This window comes from Pseudomonas sp. Bout1 (assembly GCF_034314165.1).
Taxonomy (GTDB): domain Bacteria; phylum Pseudomonadota; class Gammaproteobacteria; order Pseudomonadales; family Pseudomonadaceae; genus Aquipseudomonas.
The window spans coordinates 5,340,704-5,364,413 of the sequence record NZ_JAVIWK010000001.1 but is presented as its reverse complement, the minus strand read 5'-3'; the positions used below and the strand labels follow the sequence as shown (position 1 = coordinate 5,364,413).

The 23,710-nt window shown below is 61.3% G+C and carries 25 protein-coding genes; 18 read left to right on the top strand and 7 right to left on the bottom strand.

What is annotated here, in order from left to right:
• Positions 1–8: 8 nt before the first annotated feature.
• From RGV33_RS24755 to RGV33_RS24730, 6 genes are all read left to right on the top strand, one after another.
• Positions 9–569 carry a DUF1285 domain-containing protein gene (locus tag RGV33_RS24755; RefSeq protein WP_322146809.1) on the top strand — a complete coding sequence of 187 codons (561 nt, stop codon included), beginning with the start codon at positions 9–11 and terminating at the stop codon, positions 567–569.
• A gap of 70 nt (positions 570–639) precedes the next feature.
• Positions 640–1,353 (top strand): GntR family transcriptional regulator, encoded by a 714-nt coding sequence (locus RGV33_RS24750; RefSeq protein ID WP_322146807.1) that lies wholly within the window; start codon positions 640–642, stop codon positions 1,351–1,353.
• Positions 1,350–2,351, top strand: a complete 1,002-nt coding sequence (locus tag RGV33_RS24745; RefSeq protein ID WP_322146805.1) for an ADP-ribosylglycohydrolase family protein — start codon at positions 1,350–1,352, stop codon at positions 2,349–2,351. Before RGV33_RS24750 ends, RGV33_RS24745 begins: the two co-directional genes overlap by 4 nt.
• Before the next feature lie 229 nt (positions 2,352–2,580).
• On the top strand, positions 2,581–4,047 hold the full coding sequence (locus RGV33_RS24740) for a purine-cytosine permease family protein (RefSeq protein WP_322146803.1): 1,467 nt from the start codon (positions 2,581–2,583) through the stop codon (positions 4,045–4,047).
• Positions 4,040–4,960, top strand: coding sequence for a PfkB family carbohydrate kinase (locus RGV33_RS24735; protein ID WP_322146801.1), 921 nt, complete (start codon positions 4,040–4,042; stop codon positions 4,958–4,960). Before RGV33_RS24740 ends, RGV33_RS24735 begins: the two co-directional genes overlap by 8 nt.
• A gap of 38 nt (positions 4,961–4,998) precedes the next feature.
• On the top strand, positions 4,999–5,727 hold the full coding sequence (locus tag RGV33_RS24730) for a class I SAM-dependent methyltransferase (protein WP_322146799.1): 729 nt from the start codon (positions 4,999–5,001) through the stop codon (positions 5,725–5,727).
• Between the two features lie 147 nt (positions 5,728–5,874).
• On the opposite strand, the gene RGV33_RS24725 is transcribed toward RGV33_RS24730, so the two are convergent.
• The 5 genes from RGV33_RS24725 to RGV33_RS24705 form a co-directional block, all read right to left on the bottom strand.
• Positions 5,875–6,255: a termination factor Rho gene (locus tag RGV33_RS24725; RefSeq protein ID WP_322146797.1), complete on the bottom strand. Its 381-nt coding sequence runs from the start codon at positions 6,253–6,255 to the stop codon at positions 5,875–5,877.
• A gap of 50 nt (positions 6,256–6,305) precedes the next feature.
• Positions 6,306–6,572, bottom strand: coding sequence for a hypothetical protein (locus RGV33_RS24720; protein ID WP_322146795.1), 267 nt, complete (start codon positions 6,570–6,572; stop codon positions 6,306–6,308).
• A 48-nt stretch (positions 6,573–6,620) separates the two neighbouring features.
• Entirely contained in the window at positions 6,621–6,968 is a 348-nt protein-coding gene (locus tag RGV33_RS24715; RefSeq protein WP_322146793.1) for a hypothetical protein, read from the bottom strand.
• 85 nt (positions 6,969–7,053) lie between these two features.
• Positions 7,054–8,247, bottom strand: a complete 1,194-nt coding sequence (locus RGV33_RS24710) for an MFS transporter (RefSeq protein ID WP_322146791.1) — start codon at positions 8,245–8,247, stop codon at positions 7,054–7,056.
• Positions 8,248–8,333: 86 nt separating this feature from the next.
• The gene (locus tag RGV33_RS24705; protein ID WP_322146789.1) at positions 8,334–8,993 is read right to left on the bottom strand and encodes an HD domain-containing protein; all 660 of its coding nucleotides are present in this window, start codon (positions 8,991–8,993) and stop codon (positions 8,334–8,336) included.
• Positions 8,994–9,105: 112 nt separating this feature from the next.
• Between RGV33_RS24705 and RGV33_RS24700 the strand changes: the two genes are divergently transcribed.
• The 6 genes from RGV33_RS24700 (at position 9,106) to RGV33_RS24675 (ending at position 15,071) form a co-directional block, all read left to right on the top strand.
• Complete coding sequence (locus RGV33_RS24700; RefSeq protein WP_063027972.1) at positions 9,106–9,585, top strand: GNAT family N-acetyltransferase; 480 nt, start codon at positions 9,106–9,108, stop codon at positions 9,583–9,585.
• 149 nt (positions 9,586–9,734) lie between these two features.
• Positions 9,735–10,556, top strand: coding sequence for an SDR family oxidoreductase (locus RGV33_RS24695; RefSeq protein ID WP_322146787.1), 822 nt, complete (start codon positions 9,735–9,737; stop codon positions 10,554–10,556).
• A gap of 31 nt (positions 10,557–10,587) precedes the next feature.
• On the top strand, positions 10,588–11,568 hold the full coding sequence (locus tag RGV33_RS24690) for a substrate-binding domain-containing protein (RefSeq protein ID WP_322146784.1): 981 nt from the start codon (positions 10,588–10,590) through the stop codon (positions 11,566–11,568).
• Positions 11,565–13,073 (top strand): L-arabinose ABC transporter ATP-binding protein AraG, encoded by a 1,509-nt coding sequence (gene araG, locus RGV33_RS24685; protein WP_322146782.1) that lies wholly within the window; start codon positions 11,565–11,567, stop codon positions 13,071–13,073. Before RGV33_RS24690 ends, araG begins: the two co-directional genes overlap by 4 nt.
• A gap of 18 nt (positions 13,074–13,091) precedes the next feature.
• Entirely contained in the window at positions 13,092–14,057 is a 966-nt protein-coding gene (gene araH, locus RGV33_RS24680; RefSeq protein WP_322146780.1) for an L-arabinose ABC transporter permease AraH, read from the top strand.
• A 210-nt stretch (positions 14,058–14,267) separates the two neighbouring features.
• Complete coding sequence (locus RGV33_RS24675) at positions 14,268–15,071, top strand: IclR family transcriptional regulator (RefSeq protein WP_322148736.1); 804 nt, start codon at positions 14,268–14,270, stop codon at positions 15,069–15,071.
• Between the two features lie 112 nt (positions 15,072–15,183).
• On the opposite strand, the gene RGV33_RS24670 is transcribed toward RGV33_RS24675, so the two are convergent.
• Positions 15,184–16,236, bottom strand: coding sequence for an NAD(P)-dependent alcohol dehydrogenase (locus RGV33_RS24670; RefSeq protein ID WP_226477026.1), 1,053 nt, complete (start codon positions 16,234–16,236; stop codon positions 15,184–15,186).
• Between the two features lie 181 nt (positions 16,237–16,417).
• Here RGV33_RS24670 and RGV33_RS24665 point away from each other — a divergent pair, with 181 nt between their 5' ends.
• Positions 16,418–17,308, top strand: coding sequence for an AraC family transcriptional regulator (locus tag RGV33_RS24665; protein WP_322146778.1), 891 nt, complete (start codon positions 16,418–16,420; stop codon positions 17,306–17,308).
• A 172-nt stretch (positions 17,309–17,480) separates the two neighbouring features.
• Here RGV33_RS24665 and RGV33_RS24660 read toward each other — a convergent pair whose 3' ends face one another.
• On the bottom strand, positions 17,481–19,145 hold the full coding sequence (locus RGV33_RS24660) for an electron transfer flavoprotein-ubiquinone oxidoreductase (protein ID WP_322146776.1): 1,665 nt from the start codon (positions 19,143–19,145) through the stop codon (positions 17,481–17,483).
• Positions 19,146–19,698: 553 nt separating this feature from the next.
• On the opposite strand from RGV33_RS24660, the gene RGV33_RS24655 reads away from it, so the two are divergent.
• The 5 genes from RGV33_RS24655 (at position 19,699) to RGV33_RS24635 (ending at position 23,459) form a co-directional block, all read left to right on the top strand.
• The gene (locus RGV33_RS24655) at positions 19,699–20,448 is read left to right on the top strand and encodes an electron transfer flavoprotein subunit beta/FixA family protein (protein ID WP_078825741.1); all 750 of its coding nucleotides are present in this window, start codon (positions 19,699–19,701) and stop codon (positions 20,446–20,448) included.
• A 2-nt stretch (positions 20,449–20,450) separates the two neighbouring features.
• Positions 20,451–21,380, top strand: coding sequence for an electron transfer flavoprotein subunit alpha/FixB family protein (locus tag RGV33_RS24650; protein ID WP_322146773.1), 930 nt, complete (start codon positions 20,451–20,453; stop codon positions 21,378–21,380).
• Between the two features lie 82 nt (positions 21,381–21,462).
• Complete coding sequence (locus tag RGV33_RS24645; protein ID WP_322146772.1) at positions 21,463–22,278, top strand: substrate-binding periplasmic protein; 816 nt, start codon at positions 21,463–21,465, stop codon at positions 22,276–22,278.
• A gap of 9 nt (positions 22,279–22,287) precedes the next feature.
• A complete protein-coding gene (locus RGV33_RS24640; RefSeq protein WP_322146770.1) occupies positions 22,288–22,650 on the top strand; it encodes a DUF4398 domain-containing protein in 363 nt (120 codons plus the stop codon).
• Positions 22,647–23,459 (top strand): OmpA family protein, encoded by an 813-nt coding sequence (locus tag RGV33_RS24635; RefSeq protein ID WP_322146768.1) that lies wholly within the window; start codon positions 22,647–22,649, stop codon positions 23,457–23,459. The genes RGV33_RS24640 and RGV33_RS24635 overlap by 4 nt, the downstream gene beginning before the upstream one ends.
• Positions 23,460–23,710 lie beyond the last annotated feature (251 nt).

The window sequence follows — 23,710 nt, the reverse complement described above, 5'->3', positions numbered from 1 at the left end:
AGGGCAGCATGACCGATACGGCCAAAGCCAATGACCTGTTGGCGCAATTGCCCAAGGGCAAGGGACCCGCGCCGGTGCATCTGTGGAACCCGACGTTTTGCGGCGATATCGACATGCGTATCGCCCGCGACGGCACCTGGTTCTACATGGGCACGCCGATTGGCCGCAAGCCGATGGTCAAGCTGTTCTCCAATATCATCCGCCGCGATGGCGATGATTACTTCCTGATCACCCCGGTGGAAAAGGTCGGGATCAAGGTCGATGATGCGCCCTTCGTAGCCGTCACCCTGGAGGTAGAAGGGCAGGGCGAAAGTCAGGTGCTGCGCTTTACCACCAATGTGGATGAACCGGTTGAGGCCGGTATCGAACATCCGCTGCGGGTTGTGATCGACCCGCACACACAGGAACCCTCGCCCTACTTGCGGGTGCGTACCAACCTCGAAGCCCTGGTTCACCGCAACGCGTTCTATCAATTGGTGGAGTTGGCGGTGACCCGTCCGATCAACGGTAAGAACTGGCTCGGCGTCTGGAGCGGCGGGGTATTTTTCCCGATCGGCCTGGAGCCCTGAGGCGGACTTTTGCCTTCCTCCTGAAATAATTCGCTTGCTGTAACCGGGCGCTTCGGTTATCAATTTGTACATGATTAGACATGTCCGATTTGATAAGAAAAAACGCGTCGTCGACGAGCTGATCCGCCGTATCGAGGGTGGAGTGATGGCCGACGGTGTCCTGCTGCCGGGCGAGCACCAACTGGCGGAAGAGTTCTCTGTCAGCCGCGGTACCCTGCGTGAAGCCCTGGCGGAGCTTAAGCGCCGCAGCTACATCGCCACCCAAAGCGGTGTCGGCTCCATCGTCACCTTTGACGGCATGGTGCTGGACCAGCGCAGCGGCTGGGCGCAAGCGCTGGCCGACACCGGTGCGGTGGTGAGCTCCGAGATCCTGCGCCTGGAAGCGGTCACCCGCCCGGACCTGTTCAGCAGTCACGGCAGCGACCAATTCATCGCCCTCGACCGCCGCCGTCGCGCCGCCGACGGCACGTTCGTGTCCCTGGAGCGCTCGCTGATGCCGGCCTCCGGTGGCCTGGAAAGCCTGCCGCACGTCGGCCTGATCGATAACTCCCTGACCATCACCCTGGCCGCCTACGGCTACGTCGGCGCCACCGGCAGCCAATGGATCGGCGCCGAGCCGTTGAGCGAGGAAGATGCCCAGCTCTTGGGTCGCCCGGCAGGCACGGTGTTCCTCAAGGCCCTGCGTACCACCTACGACCGTCAGGACCGCTTCATGGAATCCGTCGAAAGCCTGCTCGACCCTCTGCACTTTCGCCTGCACCTACAATTTGGAACACCGACATGACCGCCACTACCCGCGCCCTCGGCGCCTTCTACGGCCTGGCCTTGGGCGATGCGTTGGGCATGCCCACCCAGTCCCTGAGCCGCGAGCAGGTCAAGGCACGTTTCGGCGCGATCACCGCCCTGGAAGATGCCGACGCCGATCAGCCGATCGCGCCGAACATGCCCAAGGGCTCGATCACCGATGACACCGAGCAGGCGATCCTTGTTGGCCAGTTGCTGGTGGACGGGCAAGGCAAAATTGAACCCACCGAGCTCGCCCAACGCCTGATCGATTGGGAAGCGGTGATGCGCGCCAAAGGCTCCCAGGACTTGCTGGGCCCGTCGACCAAACGCGCGATCGACATGATCCTGGCAGGCTATACCCCGGAAGAATCCGGGCGCTACGGCACCACCAACGGCGCCGCCATGCGCATCACCCCGGTGGGTATCGCAGCAAACGTCAATGACCCCGGGCGGTTTATCCAGGCGGTGATCCAGGCGTGCCAGGTCACCCACAACACCAACCTGGGCATCTCCAGCGCCGCAGCAGTGGCGGCGGTGGTTTCTGCCGGGATCAACGGTGTCGACCTGGGCGAAGCGCTGAATATCGGCACGCAGATCGCCCAACAGGCAGAAAACCACGGCCACTGGATTGCCGGTGGTCGCATCGCCACCCGCATCAGTTGGGCGCGCACCTTGAGCGTCGACAGTGGCGACAAGGCGCTGTTTACCGACCTGCTCTACGAATTGATCGGCACCTCCGTGGCGTCCCAGGAATCGGTGGTGGTGTCGTTTGCCCTCGCGCAACAAGTCGCGGTGGGTGAAGTGAACGCCTTCGAAGCCCTGTGCATGGCCGCCAGCCTTGGCGGCGACACCGACACCATCGCCGCGATTCTCGGCGCCATGCTCGGTGCGTGCCTGGGGATGCAGTGCTGGCCTGAGGCGATGATCGAGCAGGTCAAACAGGTCAACGGCCTGCACCTGGAACCCTTGGTTCAGGGGCTGCTCGATCTGCGTTGAGCACCACACATCAACCTGTAGGAACGCGCTTGGTGTGGTGAGCGGGCTTGCCCCGCGCTGGGCTGAGAAGCAGCCCCATTAACTTGCGGTGAACCCGGCGGGGGGCAAGCCCCCTCACCACAGCAAGCTCGCTCCTACAGTGATTCGCCGAGTCAGGATGACCGGAATAAAGATTCGACTTGCGAAACTGCCACAACCACAAAAAAACAGGCATCAGGAGCACCCCACCATGAGTACGTCTTCTTCCGGCCAAAGCGCCGGGCAATTGGAAACACGCGGCATCGAGCCGGTCCCGGAAGGCGAGTGCAATGGCCATCCGCTGCAACTGTTCTGGGTCTGGTTCGCGGCCAACATCAGCATCCTCGGCTTGCCTTTGGGCGCGACCCTGGTGGCGTTTCGCGGCCTGGCGATCTGGCAGGCAATCATCGTCGCAATTCTTGGCGCCGCCGGTTCGTTTGCGGTGGTCGGCATCATCTCCATCGCCGGCCGTCGTGGCCGAGCACCGAGCCTGACCCTGTCGCGGGCGATCTTCGGCGTACGCGGCAATATCGGGCCAACCCTGGTATCGCTGATGTCGCGCCTTGGCTGGGAAACCGTCAACACCACTACCGCCGCCTTCGTGCTGCTGTCGTTGTGCTCGATCCTGTTCAACTCGCCGGTTGCGGCCAAAAGCGCGCCGGTGCTGACCCTGCTGTTTATCGGGATCTTCGTGCTGCTGACCCTCGCCGTATCGGGCTTGGGCCACGCCACCTTGCTGGTGATCCAGAAGTGGGCCACCTACGTGTTCGGTGCGCTGAATATCCTGGTGGGTGGCTTCCTCTGCGCCACCATCGACTGGAGCGCGGTATTCAACGCCACGCCTGCACCGTTGAGCGCGATGATCATCGGCGTCGGCACCATGGCCGCCGGTACCGGTATCGGCTGGGCCAACGCCGGTGCCGACATGTCGCGCTACCAGCACCGCAGCGTCAAGGCCGTGCGCCTGGTGGCGTCTGCGGCGTTCGGTGCAGGGATTCCGCTGGTGCTGTTGATCACCCTGGGCGGCCTGCTGTCGGTAGGCAATAACGACCTGGCGTCGGCCACTGACCCGATCATCGCGATCCGCGACATGCTGCCGACCTGGATGGCCGTGCCGTACCTGATCACCGCGTTCGGCGGGTTGCTGCTGTCGAATAACCTGTCGGTGTATTCGGCGGGCCTCACCACCTTGACCCTCGGTTTGAAGGTCAAGCGCGTGCATGCGGTAATCGTCGATATCGTCGCAATCTTCGCCGGTTCGATCTACTTCATGCTGATCGCCGACAGCTTCTACGGCCCGTTCATTACCTTCATTTCGTTGCTGGCCGTACCCATCACCGCCTGGGTCGGGATTTTTGTGGTCGACCTGCTGCATCGCCACTACTACAGCCCCAAAGACTTGCTGGACGTGACGCCAAGCAGTGCCTATTGGTACCGCGGTGGGGTTGAATGGCGTGCATTTGGCGCCTGGGCGATTGCGATTATGCTGGGTTTCAGCTTCACCACCATCGGCACCACGGCCGAGAACATCTGGTTCGCCGGGCCGTTGTCCGATTCGTGGCTGGGCCACAACGGCCTGGGCTGGATCGTCACCTTCCTGGTGGCCGGCGGGATTTATGCAGTACTGGGTGGCGCGGCTGACCGTCGCCCGGCTTTGGTCGAGAGCGCAAATGTCTAGATTGCTGCACAGCGGCCAGGTCATCGTTGATCTGGTCATGTCCCTCGACACATTGCCTGCCACTGGCGGCGATGTATTGGCCAACTCCGCCAGCTTCGAGGCGGGCGGCGGTTTCAATGTGATGGCTGCTGCCCGGCGCAACGGGTTGCCGGTGGTCTATCTGGGCCGCCATGGCACCGGCCGCTTTGGCGACCTGGCGCGCGCGGCGATGCACGCCGAGGGCATTGAAATGGCCCTGGCCGCCAGCGACGACAAGGACACCGGTTTGTGCGTGTCCCTGACCGAAGCCACTACCGAGCGCACCTTCATTTCCCATATCGGCGCCGAAGGTGACTTGCTCGCGCAAGACCTGGCGTGCGCCGCGCCTCACGCCGACGATTATGTGTACGTCAGCGGCTACAGCCTGCTGCTGGAGGGCAAGGCCCAGGCGTTGCTCGATTGGCTATTGGCGTTGCCGCGCCAGATTACTGTGGTGTTCGACCCGGGCCCGCTGGTGAAGGCGCCGGACTCGGCCTTGATGGTCGCCCTGTTGCCGCGTATCGACATCTGGACCAGCAACGGTCCCGAAGCGCTGGAATTCACCGGCGCCAGCGATCTTGCAGGCGCATTGCTCAAGCTTGATGACCACTTGCCTGCCGACGCTTTACGGGTGGTACGCGACGGGCCGAATGGCTGCTGGGTCAGCCGTAACGGGCGGGCCGAGCATGTGCCAGGATTCAAGGTCCAGGCGGTAGACAGCAACGGCGCGGGCGATGCCCATGCCGGGGTGTTTATCGCAGGTTTGGCCAGCGGCCTGGCGCCGGCTGCTGCGGCCCGTCGTGCGAATGCGGCGGCGGCCTTGGCGGTCACGCGCTGGGGGCCTGCGACCTCACCGGGCACGGCTGAAGTGGATGCGTTGTTGAGCGCGGGCTGATTCGGCAGAATAGTCGCCATTGAGCACGGAGCGACGCCATGACCCAGAACATCTACGACACCGAGGTTTTCTTCGAGGGCTACAGCAAAATGGGGCGCTCGGTGGAAGGCCTTGCTGGCGCCCCGGAGTGGCCGGCGTTGCAGGCCATGCTGCCGCCGATGCCGGGCTTGAAAGTAGTGGACCTGGGTTGCGGCTACGGTTGGTTCTGTCGCTGGGCCCAAGAGGAGGGCGCCGAGCAAGTGCTGGGGCTGGATGTCTCACACAAGATGCTGGCGCGGGCGAAGGAGATGACGTCATCTTCGGCCATTGCCTACGCCATCGCCGACCTTGAACAGCTTGACCTTCCTGCCGCTGCATTCGATTTGGCCTACAGCTCGTTGGCCTTCCATTACATCGTCGACTTGAAAGGCTTGTTCGAACGCATCCATCGAGCGTTGGTACCCGGCGGGCGGTTGGTGTTTTCCATTGAGCACCCGATCTTCATGGCGCCCAGGCAACCGGGCTGGCTGATTGATGAGCAAGGGCGCAAGCGTTGGCCGGTGGACAGCTACCAGTTGCAAGGGCCACGGGTAACAAACTGGTTGGCGGAGGGTGTGATCAAGCAACATCGTACCGTGGGCACGTTGCTGACGCTGTTGATCCAGGCGGGGTTCACCCTGACTCATGTCGACGAGTGGGGCCCTAGCGAAGCGGACCTGAAGGCCCGTCCGGCACTGGCGGAAGAACTTGAGCGGCCAATGATGCTACTGGTGGCCGCTCACCGCTGACTCCGTGGCTGAAAACCCGACCAAAAAATGTGGGAGCGGGCTTGCCCGCGAATGCGGTGTATCAGTGCCAAGTGTTTTGGATGATACACCGCCTTCGCGGGCAAGCCCGCTCCCACATTTGATAGGGGGGCGGTTAAGGGAGATGCGTCAGCCCGCGCGTTTCAGCGCCTCGATCAACTCATCCTTGCGCATCGTCGAGCGCCCGGGAATATCCTTGGCGCGCGCTTCTTTCAGCAAGCTTTCCTTGGTCTGCGTACCCAAAGAAACCCGGCTGTTGCGCGGGTGCCCTTCGCGGCTGGCCGCCGCCCGTTTGGCCGACTCATGCCGGTCCTCGGACTTCTTCGCCGGCGCCTTGCGCTTGCCTGAACCGCCAGCCTTGTCGCCGCCGCCGGACTGCTTGTTGACGGTGGCCCAGGCGCGGGCCTCGGCCTCTTCTTTCGACACGCCCTTGTGCTCATAACTCTCTTCGATATGAGCGGCCTTGCGCTTCTGTTCGGTGGTGTATTTGGCTTTGCTTCCACGAGGCATTGCGATACTCCTTCTGGCCCTTCGACAAGGGCCAGACCAGACATTGTGCGTTACTGGCCCGCTTCGCTTTCCAGCTTGCGGGCCGCTTCCACGCCGGACGCGGTGAGCTTGATCGGCAAGTTCAGCGCGTGTTCCCCGGCATCGCTGCAGGTCACGTGGCCTTCCTTGATCCAACCGCGTTCCTGCAACGTGGCCAAGGCGCTGGCCACCATTTTTTCACCTCGGTAGTTGTCCAGCACTTCCTTGCCCAGCCCACTTGGGTGAGCGTGGAGCAGACGGGTGAGGACTTCTTTTTCAAGGTTGTGATCGACGTTCATGCATACCTCTTCACTGGGAAATGATCGGGTGTTCGTCTTTCCAGCACGTTAAGGCGCTGGCTGTTTGGGTGCGCCGGGGATGTTTGAATCATCACCTTTGTTGATCGAGGGCGAAGTAGCACCTGGGCCCATTTTGCCGTTAGGCACCGCGCCGCTGTTGCGATTGGTGTCGTTGCCCTGGGTGTGCGGGTCCTGGCTGTTGTCGATGATCGCGCCGCCATTGGTGTCCATGCCGGTGCCCATCGAATCCTTCGACTCTTGGGTGGCCGGGTTAGGTGGGCTGCCTACAGGGTTGGTCGGGCCGGTACTGGACCCCGTCGAGGCGGCAAAGCTGCTCAACGAAACGGCAGACAGCAAACCGGTGAGGGCGAGGGCGGCAAACTTGGAAGTCGTCATGATGGTGTCTCCATATGATTAATGTCCTTACCTGATATTGGTCCGCCCCTGTTTGCGATTCGTGCCTCGATACCGACGAACGGTCTTAGGTCGCTTGTAAGATTTTGTGTGGCGCGATTCGCCGCCAGATCAACCGGGCCACTGTGATCAGCCAGTTGAGCAAAGCCACGGCCAGCACACTCATCAACAGAGTGGGCATGCCGTATTCGACGATGACCTTGCCCGCCAGCAACGGGAAGCCGAACACCCCGATAAAGTACGCCAGGCTGAACAGCAACAGCGCCTGGGGCGTAGTGCCGGCGGGCGCCTCGTTGGCCGCCAGACCATTGATCACCGAATACGTCAGGCCATATCCAACGCCCAGGGTGACGGCTGCCAGCAGGTAGCTGAAGCTGTCACTGACCATGAACCCGAACAGGAAAATCGACACCAGCATCAAGCCGGACAACACGCAGGCAGCCCAATACGGATCTCGCTTGACCACGATGCTGGCGATCAACAGACGGCTGGTAATCGCCGCGCTCATAAAGCCCAGGAAGAACAGCGAATAGTCCAGCCCGTGCACCGCCGCATAGCTGGTCTGGAAACTCGACAGCCCGCCGAACACGCAACCGCCGAGGCCCACCATGATGATCGCGAACACCGCCCGGGACGACAGCACCTTGCGTGTGGCCGACCAGGAAATCTTCGACACCGGCGCGGTGTGTTGACTCAGCGCTGCGCCCAGCCGCCAGAAAATCACCACGCCCACCAGGCTTGCCAGCGCCGCGATATGAAACGCCGCCGTCAGCGAAAAATCCAGGGCGCTCGCCGCCCGCCCGAGCAGCGGCCCGGAGCCGATCCCGGTCATCATGCTGCCCGACAGCAGGGCGAAATATTTGGCCCGCTGCGCCGGTTCCACGAGCATCGCCACGATGATCGGCCCCAGCGTATAGAACACGCCCCAGCCCAGCCCCAACGACAAGCCGAAGACCATCAAGCCCTCGCCAAACCCCGGCGCCAACGCAAAGCCCAGGCAGGCCACCACCAGCAACCCGCCGAGCAAGGCGATCGACCTGGCGGCCCCCAGCAGGTCCGCCAGATGCCCGCAAAGCAGCACCGCCACAAAGGTGCTTAACATGGCCATGGAGATCACGCTGCCGGCGTCGTGTTCGTCGCCTCCACGGGAATGGATCAGCAGCGACAGCAGGAATGTCGAGCCATAGGACAGGGAAAGCAGGTAACTGGCGAGGCAGAAAAGGGCAAACAGTTTTCCGCCAACCGCAGGTGAGGCGTGCATGGAGAAGCCTTGCGTCTGTTGGATTTATGCCCAACTTTTTACCATGCCCAGCCTTTGGGTTTGTTCTGTGGTTAACGGTTCTTGCGTTAGCCCGCAGCGGAGTATGGCGTGCCGATTTCTTCGATGAACAGGTCCATGAATCCCTTCAGCCGTTCGTGGCGAACCATCGCCATGTGTTGCCCGGTTGGCGTCTGAAACCCGCCCGCCAGATGCAGGAGTTTGGTCTGGAAGTGATCGAGGCAGAAGCGCTTGTCGTCGTACTCGCGATGCTGCGCTGTTGGATCTGCCGGGTCATAAAGCCCGCTGCCCATACGCCCGGCGACATAAAACGTGCGAGCCACGCCGATCATGCCCAGGGAATCCAGGCGGTCGGCATCCTGCACAATTTTCGCCTCAAGCGTCACCGGCGTCAGGGCCGCCGAAAAGCTGTGGGTCGCGATGGCGTGTGTCACCGCCGCAATCGTCACGGGCGGCCAACCCAACGCCTGCAAAATCTCCCCGGCCTTGTCCGCCGCCATTTGCGACGCCCTGGACCGCAACGGCGAATTCTTCTCCACGGCCACGCAGTCATGCAGCAGCACCGCCGCCAGCAGCACCTCAAGATTGCCCCCTTCCAGCGCCTGGATCGACCGCACGTTGTGCCACACGCGCTGCAAATGGGACAGGTCGTGGGCGCCGTCTTCCGATGGCTCAAGGGCGTGAGGCAATAAAGTCGCAGCAAGGTCGGTCATTGGCGTGAAAGGCATGGGAATTCTCAAAGGTCGATGGCTTACAGGTTAGCCGCGAATCAAATTGCACTGCAATCGGTCATTAAACCGCCTTAGTATGGGTGCCTTCTTCCCCTGACAAGGCCAGTCCATGACCATCGAGATTCGCCCCGCCGTGCCCAGCGATGCTGCGCAGATCCTGACCTTCATCACGGAGCTTGCCGACTACGAAAAAGCTCGCCATGAAGTGATCGCCAGTGTGGCCGACATCGAGCGCAGCCTGTTCAGTGAAGGCGCTACCGCCCACGGCCTGATCTGCCTGCGCGATGGTTTGCCGATCGGCTTTGCAGTGTTCTTTTTCAGCTATTCCACCTGGCTCGGCAGCAACTGCCTGTACCTCGAAGACCTGTACATCAACCCCGAGCAACGCGGCGGCGGGGCGGGCAAGAAATTGCTGCGCCACCTGGCGAAAATTGCCTGCGACAACGGTTGCGGGCGTTTTGAGTGGAGCGTGCTGGACTGGAACGAACCGGCCATCGCGTTCTACAAGTCCATCGGCGCACAACCTCAGGAAGAGTGGGTTCGCTACCGCATGGAAGGCGACGCCCTGAGGGATTTCGCCCAAGGTTAAAAGCGCATAAAGAGCCGGCTATCACAGCCGGTTTTTTTATACATTTGCTCACTATGTGGGATGATAATTTATATATTGAGATGTTCCGGTTTCTGGGTTTATAGTCTTCTGCATCAGCACTCACTACCAAAAACAAAACAGGTGAAGCGATGCAGGCACAACCGTTGTCGTTACCTCCGGTGCCCGAGCCGACTTACGGCGAGCGACTGAAGAACAAAGTCGTGGTCATCACGGGCGCCGCCCAAGGCATTGGCGAGGCCATCGTCGCCTGCTTCCAGGCCCAGCAGGCGCGCCTGGTAATCGGTGATATCCAGGGCGAGAAAGTCGAGAAAGTCGCCGCCCATTGGCGCGAGCGTGGCGCCGAGATCTACGCGCAACCCGTCGACATCACCTCCAAGGACCAATGGCGCGCCCTGGTGGACGTGGCCATCGAACGTTTTGGCCGCGTCGATGTGCTGGTCAACTGCGCCGGCGTCAACGTGTTCCGCGACCCGCTGGAAATGACCGACGAAGACTGGCGCCGCTGCTTTGCCATCGACCTCGACGGCGCCTGGTACGGCTGCCGCACCGTGTTGCCGCACATGATCGAGCAAGGCATCGGCAACATCATCAACATCGCCTCCACCCATTCCAGCCACATCATTCCCGGTTGCTTCCCGTACCCGGTGGCCAAGCACGGCCTGCTCGGGCTGACTCGTGCACTGGGCATCGAATACGCGCCCAAGGGCATTCGCGTAAACGCCATCGCGCCGGGCTATATCGAAACCCAACTCAACGTCGATTACTGGAACGGTTTTGCCGACCCTCACGCCGAGCGTCAGCGTGCCTTCGACCTGCACCCGCCCAAGCGCATCGGCCAGCCGATTGAAGTGGCGATGACTGCATTGTTTCTCGCCACTGACGAAGCACCTTTTATCAATGCCACCTGCCTGATGATCGATGGCGGGCGGTCGGTGATGTACCACGATTAACACTTTTCCAAATAACAAGAAGAGGTGGTTCATGTTCAAGAAGACACTAGGCACCCTGGCACTCACGATGGCTCTCAGCGGCCTGGCCTCTGCTGAAGAAGTAAAGATCGGCTTTTTGGTCAAGCAAGCCGAAGAACCCTGGTTCCAGACCGAATGGGCCTTCGCCGAAAAAGCCGGCAAGGACCATGGTTTCACCGTGATCAAGATCGCCGTGCCTGACGGTGAAAAAACCCTTTCTGCGATCGACACCCTGGCTGCCAACGGTGCCAAGGGCTTCGTGATCTGCCCGCCGGATGTGTCCCTCGGCCCGGCGATCATGGCCAAGGCCAAGCTCAATAACCTGAAAGTGCTGGCAGTGGACGACCGCTTCGTCGACGCCAAGGGCAAGCCCATGGAAGACGTGCCTTACGTCGGCCTGGACGCCTACAAGATCGGCCAGAAACAAGGTGAGGCCATGGCCACCGAAGCCAAGCATCGCAATTGGGACTGGAAGGAAACCTACGCCGTCATCAACACCTTTGACGAGCTGGAGACCGGCAAGAAACGCACCGATGGTTCGGTAGAAGGCCTCAAGGCCGCCGGCCTGCCGGTTGATCATATATTGTTCACCGCACAGAAAACGCTCGACGTGCCGGGCGCCATGGACTCCACCAACTCAGCCTTGGTGAAACTGCCCAGCGGCGCGAAAAACCTGCTGATCGGCGGCATGAACGACAGCACCGTATTGGGCGGCGTGCGCGCCACCGAAAGCGCCGGCTTCAAGGCGCCGAATGTGATCGGCGTGGGCATCAACGGCACCGACGCCATCGAAGAACTCAAGAAATCGGATACCGGTTTCTATGGCTCGATGCTGCTCAGTCCGGACGCCTCAGGCTATAAAACCGCCACCGCGATGTTCGAGTGGGTAACCAAAGGCACCGAGCCGGCCAAGTTCACCGCACTGGATAACGTGACCCTGATCACCCGCGCCAACTTCAAGGAAGAGTTGAGCAAGATCGGTCTGTGGAAATGAACAGCGCTGTTGCAGACAGCCTGCGCTTCAACGGCATCGGCAAGGAGTTTCCCGGGGTGAAAGCCCTGGCGCAGATCAGCTTTGAGGCGCGGCCCCATTCGGTGCACGCGCTGATGGGCGAGAACGGTGCGGGCAAGTCGACGCTGCTGAAAATCCTCGGCGGTTTTTATCCGCCCAACAGCGGCAGTTTGCAGTTGGGTGAACGCAGTGTCAGCTTTAAATCGGCAGCCGACAGCATTGCCAGCGGTATTGCGGTGATTCACCAGGAGCTGCAACTGGTGCCGGAAATGACCGTCGCCGAAAACCTGCTGCTGGGGCACATGCCCTCGCGCTTTGGCGTAGTCAATCGCGGCGCGATGGTGCGCAAGGCGCGGGAATTGCTCAAGGGCCTGGCGGATGAAATCGATCCGAACATGCGCCTTGGCAGCCTGTCCCTCGGCCAGCGGCAATTGGTGGAAATCGCCAAGGCCATGTCGCGCAACGCCCACGTGATTGCGTTCGATGAACCCACCAGCAGCCTCTCGGCCCGTGAGATCGAGCGGTTGATGGTGATCATCGCCCGGCTGCGGGACGAAGGCCGGGTGATCCTCTACGTGTCGCACCGCATGGAAGAAGTGTTCCGGATTTGCGACGCGGTGACGGTGTTCAAGGACGGGCGCTTCGTGCGCACGTTCGAGGACATGGCGCAGTTGAACGTCGACCAGTTGGTCAACTGCATGGTCGGGCGCGATATCCAGGACATCTACGACTACCGGCCGCGCGAGCACTCCGGTGAAGCGTTGCGGGTGGAGGGCTTGCTCGGGCCGGGGTTGCAGGAGCCGGTGAGTTTGCAGGTCAACAAGGGCGAGATTCTCGGCCTGTTCGGTTTGGTCGGGGCAGGGCGCACTGAGCTGTTGCGCCTGCTGGCCGGGCTGTCGCGCAGCACCCAGGGCGCATTGATGTTGCATGGCCAGGCGCAGACGTTCAAGACACCACGGGATGCGATTGCGGCGGGTGTGTTGCTGTGCCCCGAGGACCGCAAGAAGGAAGGCATCGTGCCCCGCGCCAGTGTTGCGGAGAACATCAATATCAGCGCGCGCCGCGACCATGCGCGCTTCGGCTGGCTGATCCAGGGCGGCTGGGAACGCACCAACGCCCAGCGCCAGATCAGCGCGCTGAACGTACGCACGCCGTCGGCCGACCAACCGATTCTGTTCCTGTCGGGCGGCAATCAGCAGAAGGCGATTCTCGGTCGCTGGCTGTCGATGCCGATGAAAGTCTTGCTGCTGGATGAGCCGACTCGTGGCATCGATATCGGTGCCAAGTCGGAGATCTACCAGATCATTCACAACCTCGCCGCCAGTGGCATTGCGGTGATCGTGGTGTCCAGCGACCTGATGGAAGTGATGGGCATCTCCGATCGCATCCTGGTGATGAGCGAAGGCGCCCTGACCGGCGAATTGACCCGCGACCAAGCGGACGAAGCACGGCTGCTGCAACTGGCTCTCCCGCGTACGCGGGACTGAAGAATACGAGGGGTAGGTATGTCACAGGTAAAAACCGCGAGAAGCTTCTGGCCGGGGTTCAACCAGCGCAAGTTTCTCGACGATTGGGTCATGTTGCTGGCGGCCTTGAGCATCTTTGTACTCAGCGCCATTTTCATCGACAACTTCCTGTCGCCGCTGAACATGCGCGGGCTGGGGCTGGCGATTTCCACTGTGGGTATTGCAGCCTGCACCATGCTGTTTTGCCTGGCGTCGGGGCACTTCGACTTGTCGGTGGGCTCGGTGATCGCCTGTTCGGGCGTGGTGGCGGGGATCGTGATTCGCGACACCGACAGTGTGTTCTTCGGCGTGTCGGCGGCGTTGGCCATGGGCCTGGTGGTGGGGCTGATCAACGGCATCGTGATCGCCAAGCTGCGGATCAACGCGTTGATTGCGACACTGGCGACGATGCAGATCGTGCGCGGCCTGGCGTATATCTTTTCCAACGGCAAGGCGGTGGGCGTGATGGACGAACGTTTCTTCGTCTTTGGCAACGGCCAGCTGTTTGGCGTGCCGGTACCCATCGTGATTACCGTGCTGTGCTTTGTGTTTTTTGGCTGGCTGCTGAACTACACCACCTACGGGCGCAACACCATGGCCATCGGCGGCAACCAGGAAGCGGCGTTGTTGGCCGGGGTGAATGTCGACCGCACCAAGATCATCATCTTTGCCGTGCACGGCGTAATTGGGGCGTTGGCCGGGGTGATCCTGGCATCGCGCATGACCTCGGGGCAACCGATGATCGGCCAGGGATTCGAGCTGACGGTGATCTCGGCGTGCGTACTGGGCGGGGTGTCGTTGAGCGGCGGGATCGGGATGATCCGGCATGTGATTGCCGGGGTGCTGATTCTGGCGATCATCGAGAACGCGATGAACCTGAAGAACATCGACACCTTCTACCAATACGTGATCCGCGGCTCGATCCTGTTGCTGGCGGTGATTATCGACAGGATGAAGCAGCGCTGATTTCTCGAGCGATGAGGCTTTCTGTGGCGAGGGAGCTTGCTCCCGCTGGGCTGCGTAGCAGCCCCAATACCAGGCACCTCATTCATCCAGGTAAAACGCGGTCGCCTGTTTTAGGGCCGCTTCGCGCCCCGGCGGGAGCAAGCTCCCTCGCCACAACAGGCGTGACCGCCCATAATGCTCGCCGTTTTCGTACTTCCCAATAGGCCCGATATGCAGGAAATCGCCCAAACTCCCGTCAAAGATGCCGCGCCCACCGGCACTCAAACCCTGCTGCGTGGCCTGGGCGTGGTGCAGGCCGTGGCCGCCGGCGCGCGGGACCTCAAGGAGATTGCCAAGCGCATCGGCACCACCCGCAGCACCACGCACCGCCTGGCCAGTTGCCTGGTGGAAGAGCGCTACCTGCGCGTGGTGCCGCAAGTCGGCTATCTGTTGGGCCCCAAATTGATCGAGCTGGGTTTCCAGGCCCGTGAAGAACTGCCTTTGGTCAGCCTGGCGGTACCCTATCTGGACGAGCTGTCGGCCCTCACCGGCGACACCATCCACCTGGCTATCCGTGAATATGACGACGTGCTGTACCTGCACAAGAACCCCGGCCGCAACGGCCCGGAAATGCGCTCGCGGGTAGGCCATCGCATGCCGCTGGCGCGCACCGGGATCGGCAAGGCGTTGTTGCTGGATGACACGGTGGAGGAGTGGCAGCGCCTGTATCAGGTCAGCTTGCCAGCGGGCGGGAAAAACCTGCAGTGGCCGCAGCACCCCGAGCAATCCTGGGCGCAGTTTGAACAGCGCATGCGCGAATACGTGGCGGGCGGTTATGCGTTCGATCTGGAAGACAACGAACCGTCGATCCGTTGTGTCGCGGCACCGGTGCGCGATGCCAGCCGGCGAATCGTCGCCGGCATCAGCATCGCCAGTACCGTGCCCTACATGCCGCTTGAGAAAATGGCCGAGCTGATCCCTGTGATCAAACAGGTCGCAGCGCGGCTGTCAGCGGAGTTGGGCGCAAAGGCCTGATCTTCCCCCGTAGCAGCTGTCGAGCCTTGGCGAGGCTGCGTTCGCGGTGTACCTGATACACCGCAGACGCAGCCTCGCCAAGGCTCGACAGCTGCTACGGGGGGGCGGTTTGTCAGGCCTTCAGGGTCGCCATGTCGATCACGAAGCGGTACTTCACATCACCGGCAATCATGCGGGTGTAGGCTTCGTTGATCTGGCGGATGTCGAGCATTTCGATGTCGCAGGTGATGCCGTGCTCGGCGCAGAAATCCAGGACTTCCTGGGTTTCGGCAATGCCGCCGATCAACGAACCGGCCAGCACTTTACGCCCCAACACCAGCTTGGCGGCATTGACGGGCGGGTCTACCGGTTCGATCAAGCCCACCAGGATGTGCACGCCGTCAAAGCGCAGCACGTCGAGGTACGGGTTCAAGTCGTGCTGCACCGGAATGGTGTCCAGCAGGAAGTCGAAATGCCCGGCAGCGGCTTTCATCTGTTCAGCATCGGTGGACACGATCACGTGGTCGGCGCCCTGGCGACGGCCTTCTTCAGCCTTGCTCGCAGAACGAGTGAACAACGTCACTTCGGCGCCCATGGCCTTGGCGAACTTGATGCCCATGTGGCCCAGACCGCCCATGCCCAGCACCCCGACCTTGTCGCCAGCCTTCACGCCGTAGTGCTTGAGCGGCGAGTAGGTGGTGATGCCGGCGCAGAGGATCGGCGCGGCGCTGGCCAGGTCGAGCTTGGCCGGGATCTTCACCACGAAATGTTCGCTGACCACGATGCTGTCGGAGTAGCCGCCCATGGTGTTGCTGCCATCGACCCGGTCCGGGGTGGCGTAGGTCATGGTCGGGCCTTCGAGGCAGTATTGCTCGAGGTCGGCGTGGCAGGCATCGCAGTGACGGCAGGAATCGACCATGCAGCCAACGCCGACCAGGTCGCCGACTTTGTGCGCGGTGACGCTGGCGCCCACGGCGGTGACTTTGCCGACGATCTCGTGGCCCGGCATCAGTGGGTACACGGCGATGCCCCATTCGTTGCGTGCCTGGTGGATGTCGGAGTGGCAGACGCCGCAGTAAAGGATTTCGATCGCCACGTCATCGGCGCGCGGGCTGCGGCGTTCGAAGGACATGGGGGCGAGGGGAGTGGTGGCCGACTGGGCGGCGTAACCGATGGCGGTGTACATGGAGAAACCTCGCGGGAGCAGTAACAAGTGAGGTGGCGCATTCTGCGCGCCGTGCCTGGGTGCGGCCATGGCGATTGCTCCGAGTCTCATGCCTATTCGTCCGGGAGTGCACCTGGATTGGATCCCTGTGGCGCCAGACCTGCGATGATGGTGTCATCCCCTTTTTTGCGAAGTTTTTGCCATGTTGTTGACCCGCCATGTCGACGCCAATGCCGCATTGGTTGCCTTGATCGAACCCCTGACACCCCGTGATGGTTTCTCGCCCACGAACTTGCCCGGTGTGCAGGTATTGCGTGCCAGTTGCGACGTGGCGCGCGGCCCGCAGATCTACGAGCCCAGCCTGATGATCGTCGCCCAGGGCAGCAAGGTCGCGTACCTGGGCCCGCGGACCCTGGAATACGGTGCCGGGCATTACCTGATCCAGGCGATGCCGGTTCCGTTCGAGTGCGAGACCTTTGCCATGCCCAATGCGCCGCTGTTGGGCGTGACGGTTGGGATTGACCGGGTAGTGCTGGGTGAGTTGGTGATGGCGATGGGCATCCAGAGCGGGCCACCGCCTGCGGCGCAGACCCTGGAGTCGATGAGTTCGGTGGTGCTGGATGACGCGATGCGCGGCTGTGTCGAACGGCTGTTGCGGTGCCTGCACGATCCGCTGGAGAGCCGGATCATGGGCCCGGCGCGGGTGCGGGAATTATTGTTCACGGCGTTGCGCGGGCCACAGGCGGATGTGCTGCGGGCGCTGGTGGAGCAGCAGGGGCAGTTTTCGCGGGTGGCGACCTCGTTGAACCACCTGCATGCGCATTACGCCGAGCCACTGAATATCGAGACGCTGGCGGGTTATGCGCACATGAGCGCGTCGACTTTTCACGAGCACTTCAAGCGTTGCACGCTGTTGTCGCCGGTGCAGTACCTCAAGCGGTTGCGGTTGCTCAAGGCACAGCAGTTGCTGTTGGTGGAAGGCATGGGCGTGGCGCAGGCGGCCCATAGTGTGGGGTATCAGAGTACGTCGCAGTTCAGCCGGGAATATAAGCGCTACTTCGAGCGCAGCCCCGGGGATGAGCGGGCGGCGTAGGTCTTGTTGATTCCCGTAGCAGCTGTCGAGCCTTAGCGAGGCTGCGTCAGCCGCGACTCGGTTCCAGATCAGTGGCGCGCCCGACGCAGCCTCGCCGGGGCTCGACAGCTGCTACGAACAATGGGCTACAAAAAAGGCCCCCATTTGGGAGCCTTCTGTTCAAGCAGCGGATTTACATGTTCGGGTAAGTCGGCCCACCCGCGCCTTCCGGTGTTACCCACGTAATGTTCTGCGAAGGGTCCTTGATGTCACAGGTCTTGCAGTGCACGCAGTTCTGGGCGTTGATCTGGAAGCGCTTCTCGCCGTCTTCCCGGGTGATCACTTCATACACGCCGGCCGGGCAGTAGCGCTGCGCGGGTTCATCGTAGAGCGGCAGGTTGGTGCCAATCGGGATGCTTGGGTCTTTGAGCTTCAGGTGGCACGGCTGTTCTTCTTCGTGGTTGGTACCGGAGATGAACACCGAGCTCAACTTGTCGAAACTCAGCTTGCCGTCGGGTTTGGGGTAGGCGATTTTCTTGCTGTCTTTGGCCAGCTTCAAGCAGGCGTAATCCGGCTTGGTGTCGTGCAGGGTGAACGACATTTTGCCGCCGAGGATGTTCTGGTCGAACCAGTTGAAGCCGGCACCGATGATCGGGCCGAACTTGTGCATCGCCGGGCCGAAGTTACGGCTGGCGAACAATTCTTCGTACAGCCAGCTGGATTTGAAGCTGTCGACGTAAGCGGTCAATTCGTCGCCGCCTTCGGACTCGGCGAACAGGCGATCAGCCACGGCATCGGCCGCGAGCATCCCGGACTTCATGGCGGTGTGGCTGCCCTTGATCTTGGCGAAGTTCAGGGTGCCCAGGTCGCAACCGATCAGTGCGCCGCCCTTGAACACCATTTTTGGCAGCGAGTTCAGGCCGCCCTTGCAGATGGCACGGGCGCCGTAGCTGATGCGCTTGCCGCCTTCCAGATACTGGGCCAGCACCGGGTGATGCTTGAGGCGCTGGAACTCGTCGAACGGCGACAGGAAGGTGTTGCTGTAGGACAGGTCGACAATCAAACCCACCACAACCTGATTGTTTTCCAGGTGATAGAGGAACGAACCGCCGGTGTTCTCGGCGCTCATGATGTCCAGCGGCCAGCCGGCGGTGTGCACCACCAAGCCTGGCTGATGCTTGGCTGGGTCGATTTCCCAGATTTCTTTCAGGCCGATGCCGTAGTGCTGGGCGTCGGCGTCGCTGTCGAGCTTGAAGCGCTCGATCAGTTGCTTGCCAATGTGCCCACGGCAGCCTTCGGCGAACAGCGTGTACTTGCCACGCAGTTCCATGCCCGGGGTGTACACGCCTTCTTTCGGGTGGCCTTCACGGTCGACGCCGAGGTCGCCGGTGATGATCCCGCGCACCACGCCGTTTTCGTCGAACAGCGCTTCCTGGGCGGCAAAGCCCGGGTAGACTTCCACGCCCAGGTTCTCGGCCTGCTGGGCGAGCCAGCGGCACAGGTTACCCAGGGAGATAATGTAGTTGCCTTCGTTGTGCATGGTCTTGGGCACAAAGAAGTCAGGCACCTTGGTGGAGGCTTCCGGGCTGCGCAGTACATAGATGTCATCGCGCACCACCGGCGTGTTGAGCGGCGCACCGAGTTCTTTCCAGTCCGGGAACAATTCGTTCAGGGCACGGGGTTCAAACACGGCACCGGACAGGATGTGAGCGCCGACTTCGGAGCCTTTTTCGACCACGCAGACGCTGATTTCCTTACCGGCTTCGGCGGCCTTCTGCTTCAGTCGGCAGGCGGCAGACAGGCCCGCCGGGCCGGCGCCGACGATGACCACGTCGAATTCCATGTATTCGCGTTCCACAGGCTATCTCCTACTCAAGGCTCAACGGCTTTTTTTTCTAATGGGTGGAGGTTCGGTAATTCGTCCGGCAATACCCGCATAAATCTCATGCAAGGGGCAGGGGACGACCCACCTTTCTCTCTAGGTGGCGCATTATATCTACACCACTCTCAGCGTCCAATACAAACGTTTGTTTGAATTGCCCGCACGCTAGGTAAATCAAAGCAACGCGGCTTATAACTGGCCATTTTGGCGTATTGACCGGAATAGGCGTTCCGGTCAATATACGGTCGGTTTTGCGCATCCCGTAGGCAGACTGTGGGTTTCAAGGCCACCTCGAAAGACAGGCTGAAGGTAAATAAGGGTGACGCGCGAGCCACGATGGCGCGCAGTTTACACGCCACGATAATGAATGACCTCTCAGTCACCGCTGACGAACGGTCATCACTCCCGTGAGCAAGGTCCCCTGCCGACGATTGCCGGTGTTTTTGGAGGTGCCCTTGTGTGCCGATGAGCATCAACCGCCAGGTTCGCCTAGGCGACTTTCTTTTCACCGGAGAGTAACGAGGAATCCATGAAGGTTCTTGTAGCTGTCAAACGCGTTGTCGATTACAACGTGAAAGTTCGCGTCAAGGCGGACAATTCCGGCGTCGACCTCGCTAACGTCAAGATGTCGATGAACCCTTTCTGCGAAATCGCCGTGGAAGAAGCCGTACGCCTGAAAGAGAAAGGTGTTGCGACTGAAATCGTCGTCGTTTCCATCGGTCCGACCACTGCTCAAGAGCAGCTGCGTACCGCCCTGGCGCTGGGTGCCGATCGCGCCATCCTCGTCGAATCCGCTGAAGAGCTGACGTCCCTGGCCGTTGCCAAGTTGTTGAAAGCTGTTGTCGACAAGGAACAGCCTTCGCTGGTGATCCTCGGCAAACAAGCCATCGACAGCGACAACAACCAGACTGGCCAGATGCTGGCTGCGCTGACCGGTTACGGCCAGGGCACCTTCGCCTCGAAAGTCGAAGTGAGCGGCGACAGCGTTGCTGTGACCCGTGAAATCGACGGCGGCGCGCAAACAGTTTCCCTGAAGCTGCCAGCCATCGTCACCACCGACCTGCGTTTGAACGAGCCGCGCTACGCGTCCCTGCCAAACATCATGAAAGCCAAGAAGAAGCCGCTTGAAGTGCTGACTCCGGACGCTTTGGGCGTTTCCACCGCCTCCACCAACAAGACTGTAAAAGTCGAAGCGCCAGCTGCACGCAGCGCGGGCATCAAGGTCAAGTCGGTGGCTGAACTGGTCGAGAAACTGAAGAACGAAGCGAAGGTAATCTGATCATGACTATCTTGGTAATCGCAGAACACGACAACAAGGTTGTGGCCCCGGCCACCCTGAACACCGTGGCCGCTGCCGCCAAAATTGGTGGTGATGTTCACGTATTGGTTGCTGGCCAGAACATTGGCGCGGTGGCAGAAGCCGCTGCAAAAATCGCTGGCGTGAGCAAAGTACTGGTCGCCGACAACGCGGCCTACGCTCACCAACTGCCGGAAAACGTTGCCCCTCTGGTCGCAGAGCTGGGCGCTGGCTACAGCCACATCCTGGCTGCCGCTACTTCCAACGGCAAAAACATCCTGCCACGCGTTGCTGCGCAGCTGGACGTTGACCAGATCTCCGAGATCATCTCGGTCGAAAGCGCCGACACCTTCAAGCGCCCGATCTACGCCGGTAACGCTATCGCCACCGTGCAGTCCACTGCGTCGGTAAAAGTCATCACCGTGCGTGCCACCGGTTTCGACCCGGTTGCTGCTGAAGGTGGTTCGGCTGCGGTTGAAGCGGTATCTGCTGCTCATGACGCTGGTACTTCCAGCTTCGTTGGCGAAGAGCTGGCCAAGTCCGATCGTCCGGAACTGACCGCTGCCAAGATCGTCGTTTCGGGCGGTCGTGGCATGCAGAACGGTGACAACTTCAAGCACCTGTACGCCCTGGCCGACAAGCTGGGCGCCGCGGTTGGCGCTTCCCGCGCGGCCGTCGACGCAGGTTTTGTACCCAACGACATGCAGGTCGGCCAGACCGGCAAGATCGTTGCGCCACAGCTGTACATCGCGGTCGGTATCTCCGGCGCGATCCAGCATTTGGCCGGTATGAAAGACTCCAAGGTGATCGTTGCGATCAACAAGGACGAAGAAGCACCGATCTTCCAGGTGGCTGATTACGGCCTGGTGGCGGACTTGTTCGAAGCCGTACCCGAGTTGGAGAAGCTGGTCTAATCCAGCCGCTTCACTTATAAAGAGCCCGGTCTGTTGACCGGGCTTTTTTTTGTCCGGAAATTTTTGAGTCGGAGAACCTGCCATGCAATTGCGTCCCTGGACTGTGCTGCTGGCCTTGTCGCTGCTGCCGACGGTATCGCTGGCGGCCGGCAAATGTGATCGCCTGGTGATCACCGGCAGCCCGGATGCACCGCCTTACCTGTGGCGTGATCCCCAGGCACCCACGCACCTGATCGGCGCCACCGCCGACATGTTGCAGCAAGTGGCCAAGGACCTCGGGGTGAAAATCGACCTGCTGTACGGCGGTAAACGCTCCGCGGCCCTGGACGAAGTGCGCAGCGGGCGCATGGACCTCCTCGCCGATGCGCCGCTGACCGTCGACGCCCTGGACTCCCTGGACTACATCCACCCGGCCTTGGTGCAGACCGATTATCTCGTCTGGACCCGCAAGGATTCGACCCTTGCCTATAACCAGGCCAGCGACCTGCACGGTCACAAGGGCGCCGTGTCGGAAAGGGCGCGCCTGAGCCGCGGTTTCGAAACCTTCGCCGGTGAGCAACTGACCCTGCAACGCTTGCCCACCTTGACCCCGGCGTTCCAGAAATTGCTGCTGGGGGAAGTCGACTACGTGCTCGCCGGGCGTTATTCCGGCATGGCCATGGCCCAGACGTTGGGCATGAGCAACGACCTGGTGGCGCGCGAACTGCCCATCGACCAGCCGGGCCTGTACCTGGCCATTTCCCACAACTCTGCCTGCAACGATCCGTGGTTGCGCGGACAGCTCGCCAAAAAGATGACAGAATTGCCCGCGTCCGGTCTGGCGGAAACCGCGCTGCAGAGCAATCTTGCGCGCTGGAAAGCGCAGTTGCAGCAACCCGTCGGCACCCCAACAAAGTAGGGATTTTCAGTGACTATTCGACCTCTTTTCGCGGCCCTCGCCGTTGTAGCTCTGGCGGGATGTGCAGCCGATCCTGCGCCGAATGAACAAATGCGCCTGACCCAGCAAGCCCTGGAACAAGCCAACGCTGTGGGCGCCGTCGCCGAAGACTCACCCGAGCTGAAGCTGGCTGAAGGCAAGTTCACCCGGGCAAAGGCCGACATGGTTGATGAGTCCTACAAGGACGCCCGCATGCAGGCTGAAGAAGCCGAGCTGGACGCCCGCCTGGCAGAAGCCCAGGTGCTGACCCGCAAAAGCCAGGAGCAACTGAACGTGCTCAACACCCGTATCACCCGCCTGCGCAAGCAACTGCAGTTGGGAGACGCCCAATGAGCCCGTTGATTCGAGGGTTGAGCTGCGTGGTGTTGCTGGGCAGTGCGCTCGGCGGTTGCGCGACCCATCCGGACAGTAACCTGGCCTTGCAACAGGCCAGCAGTGACTTCCAGAAGGTCAAGGAAGACTCGAATGTGCTGCGTATTGCGCCCAAGGACGTGATTCGCTCTGGCGAATCCCTGGCCCGTGCTGACCGGTTTTCCAGCTTCTGGGGCAGCGGCGCCGATGTGGCGCATTACGCCTACTTGAGCCAGCGCTACAGCGCGATTGCCCGGGAACACACCGAGCAGGCGCTCAACCAGGAGCGCGGCGTCAAGCTGGAACTGGAGCGCCAGCGCCTGCAATTGGCCCTGCGGGAAGCCAAGTTGAGCAGCGTGCAGCAACAGGGCAAATGGCTTGAGGCACAGATCGCCAGCCTGACCACCGTCCAGACCGATCGCGGGTTGGTGATGACCTTGGGCGACGTGCTGTTCGACACCGGCGAGGCAGAGCTGCAAAACTCGGCCAATCGCACGGTGCTCAAAGTCGTACAGTTTTTGCAATTGAACCCCAAGCGCGTGGTGCGTATCGAGGGCTACACCGACAATACCGGTGGCGAGCCGGAAAACCTCAAACTGTCCCGGGACCGCGCCCAAGCGGTAGCGGACGTACTGAGCGACCTGGGGATTGATGAAACGCGTATCCAGGTAGAAGGCTACGGCGATCAGTACCCGGTAGAAGTCAACGCTTCGGAGCGGGGCAGGGCGCAGAACCGCCGGGTCGAGATTGTGTTCTCTGATGAGAAAGGCCAGCTGGGCGCTGCCCGCTAAACCTGATTCTCAAGGTGAAAGATGATTCCTGTGGGAGCTGTCGAGTCCTGCGAGGCTGCGACAGGAGCGCCTCGGTGGACCTGCGATACCGCAGTGCCTGCATCGCAGCCTCGCTGAAGCTCGACAGCTCCCACATAAGCCCGATCAGTGATCGGGTTTTTTATGCCCGCGATTCAGTTCGCCACCCTTACAGTTTTTTCTATCACTGCCGCGCGTGCTCGACTATTGTGGCAACTGTCCCCGTACACTTC

What these genes read in the sequence shown, in the direction of transcription:
- RGV33_RS24730 (WP_322146799.1), top strand. Translation starts at nt 4,999, where the DNA reads ATGACCCAGAACATCTACGACACCGAGGTTTTCTTCGAGGGCTACAGC.
- RGV33_RS24645 (WP_322146772.1), top strand. Translation starts at nt 21,463, where the DNA reads ATGCAATTGCGTCCCTGGACTGTGCTGCTGGCCTTGTCGCTGCTGCCG.
- RGV33_RS24705 (WP_322146789.1), bottom strand. Translation starts at nt 8,993, where the DNA reads ATGCCTTTCACGCCAATGACCGACCTTGCTGCGACTTTATTGCCTCAC.
- RGV33_RS24695 (WP_322146787.1), top strand. Translation starts at nt 9,735, where the DNA reads ATGCAGGCACAACCGTTGTCGTTACCTCCGGTGCCCGAGCCGACTTAC.
- araG (WP_322146782.1), top strand. Translation starts at nt 11,565, where the DNA reads ATGAACAGCGCTGTTGCAGACAGCCTGCGCTTCAACGGCATCGGCAAG.
- RGV33_RS24755 (WP_322146809.1), top strand. Translation starts at nt 9, where the DNA reads ATGACCGATACGGCCAAAGCCAATGACCTGTTGGCGCAATTGCCCAAG.
- RGV33_RS24675 (WP_322148736.1), top strand. Translation starts at nt 14,268, where the DNA reads ATGCAGGAAATCGCCCAAACTCCCGTCAAAGATGCCGCGCCCACCGGC.
- RGV33_RS24710 (WP_322146791.1), bottom strand. Translation starts at nt 8,247, where the DNA reads ATGCACGCCTCACCTGCGGTTGGCGGAAAACTGTTTGCCCTTTTCTGC.
- RGV33_RS24725 (WP_322146797.1), bottom strand. Translation starts at nt 6,255, where the DNA reads ATGCCTCGTGGAAGCAAAGCCAAATACACCACCGAACAGAAGCGCAAG.
- RGV33_RS24700 (WP_063027972.1), top strand. Translation starts at nt 9,106, where the DNA reads ATGACCATCGAGATTCGCCCCGCCGTGCCCAGCGATGCTGCGCAGATC.
- RGV33_RS24735 (WP_322146801.1), top strand. Translation starts at nt 4,040, where the DNA reads ATGTCTAGATTGCTGCACAGCGGCCAGGTCATCGTTGATCTGGTCATG.
- RGV33_RS24745 (WP_322146805.1), top strand. Translation starts at nt 1,350, where the DNA reads ATGACCGCCACTACCCGCGCCCTCGGCGCCTTCTACGGCCTGGCCTTG.
- RGV33_RS24635 (WP_322146768.1), top strand. Translation starts at nt 22,647, where the DNA reads ATGAGCCCGTTGATTCGAGGGTTGAGCTGCGTGGTGTTGCTGGGCAGT.
- RGV33_RS24650 (WP_322146773.1), top strand. Translation starts at nt 20,451, where the DNA reads ATGACTATCTTGGTAATCGCAGAACACGACAACAAGGTTGTGGCCCCG.
- RGV33_RS24655 (WP_078825741.1), top strand. Translation starts at nt 19,699, where the DNA reads ATGAAGGTTCTTGTAGCTGTCAAACGCGTTGTCGATTACAACGTGAAA.
- RGV33_RS24670 (WP_226477026.1), bottom strand. Translation starts at nt 16,236, where the DNA reads ATGTACACCGCCATCGGTTACGCCGCCCAGTCGGCCACCACTCCCCTC.
- RGV33_RS24665 (WP_322146778.1), top strand. Translation starts at nt 16,418, where the DNA reads ATGTTGTTGACCCGCCATGTCGACGCCAATGCCGCATTGGTTGCCTTG.
- araH (WP_322146780.1), top strand. Translation starts at nt 13,092, where the DNA reads ATGTCACAGGTAAAAACCGCGAGAAGCTTCTGGCCGGGGTTCAACCAG.
- RGV33_RS24715 (WP_322146793.1), bottom strand. Translation starts at nt 6,968, where the DNA reads ATGACGACTTCCAAGTTTGCCGCCCTCGCCCTCACCGGTTTGCTGTCT.
- RGV33_RS24690 (WP_322146784.1), top strand. Translation starts at nt 10,588, where the DNA reads ATGTTCAAGAAGACACTAGGCACCCTGGCACTCACGATGGCTCTCAGC.
- RGV33_RS24750 (WP_322146807.1), top strand. Translation starts at nt 640, where the DNA reads ATGATTAGACATGTCCGATTTGATAAGAAAAAACGCGTCGTCGACGAG.
- RGV33_RS24740 (WP_322146803.1), top strand. Translation starts at nt 2,581, where the DNA reads ATGAGTACGTCTTCTTCCGGCCAAAGCGCCGGGCAATTGGAAACACGC.
- RGV33_RS24720 (WP_322146795.1), bottom strand. Translation starts at nt 6,572, where the DNA reads ATGAACGTCGATCACAACCTTGAAAAAGAAGTCCTCACCCGTCTGCTC.